We start from the raw sequence: 1,218 nt of genomic DNA, 5'->3' as shown, positions 1-1,218 counted from the left end.
AGGAGCGCAGGCGGCGCTGGAGCCCCGAGCAAAAGCTGGCCATGGTGCGCGAGAGCCTGGAACCCGGGCAAAGCGTCTCGGTGGTCGCCAGGCGCAACGGCATCAACGCCAACCAGCTTTTCCTGTGGCGCAAGCTTTACCAAGAAGGCAGCTTGTCGGCGGTTAGTGCCGGTGAAGCCGTCGTTCCGGCCTCTGAACTGAATGATGCACTCAAGCAAATCCGCGAGCTTCAGCGGATGCTTGGCAAAAAGACCATGGAAGCTGAAGTGCTCAAAGAGGCCGTGGAGATCGCTCGTTCGCGAAAATGGATTGCGCACTCACCATTATTGCCGGGGGACGACCAGTGAAGCTGGTCAGCGAAAGTCTCGGTGTGTCGCGCTCCCAATTAACGGTTCGGCTCAAACAAGGCACGCAGCCAAAGGCACGGCGTGCCAGGCATTCGGATGACACGACTGTAGTTGCGGAAATTCGGGAACATCTTGGAGATCTGCCCACGTATGGCTATCGACGAATGTGGGGCTTGCTGCGCCGCTCCCGTGAGCAATTGGCACTGCCTGCAATCAATGTGAAGCGGGTCTACCGTGTGATGCGTGACAATCAGCTTCTGCTGGCGCGCCGTGTAAAACAGCCTGGAGTTGCTCGCAAGCACGAAGGCCGCGTCGCTGTTGCTACCAGTAACACCCGATGGTGTTCCGATGGGTTTGAATTTCGCTGCGACGACGGCGCCAAGTTGAGTGTGAGCTTCGCCTTGGACTGCTGCGACCGAGAGGCGATTGGTTGGGTGGCCAGCCCGACTGGCTACAGTGGCGACGATGTTCGTGACTTGATGCTGGAAAGCGTAGAGAAACGGTTTGGCGATCAACTACCCAACACGCCTGTGCAGTGGCTGAGTGATAATGGCTCGGCCTATATCGCAGAGCAGACTCGGCTCTTTGCACAGCAGATCGGCTTGCAGCCTGTTACGACGCCGGTTCGCAGCCCGCAAAGCAACGGCATGGCCGAGAGTTTCGTGAAAACCATCAAGCGCGACTACGTGGCCCACATGCCACGTCCGAACCGTGAAACGGCGTTACGTAACCTGGCAATCGCCTTCGAGCACTACAACGAGCAGCATCCACACAGCGCGCTGAAATACCGCTCTCCCAGAGAGTTCAGGCGCATGAATACGGCATCAAGTTAACGGGGTGTCGGTGTCCGGTTTTGTAGGGGCCAGTCCAA

General features: G+C 58.1%; 1 protein-coding gene. It reads left to right on the top strand.

Annotated elements, in window-relative coordinates; all coding sequences use genetic code 11:
• A protein-coding gene (locus tag PLU01S_RS25145) for an IS3 family transposase (protein WP_139804013.1) occupies positions 1–1,180 on the top strand; the annotation gives its coding sequence in 2 pieces (ribosomal slippage) (positions 1–306 and positions 306–1,180; 1,181 coding nt annotated over the 2 pieces). This gene is flagged as partial in the annotation.
• Positions 1,181–1,218: the final 38 nt, after the last annotated feature.

This window comes from Pseudomonas luteola NBRC 103146, from assembly GCF_002091675.1.
Taxonomy (GTDB): Bacteria; Pseudomonadota; Gammaproteobacteria; order Pseudomonadales; family Pseudomonadaceae; genus Chryseomonas; species Chryseomonas luteola.
Note: the sequence above shows the minus strand (reverse complement) of the source record. Positions and strands in the feature narration are given on the sequence as shown.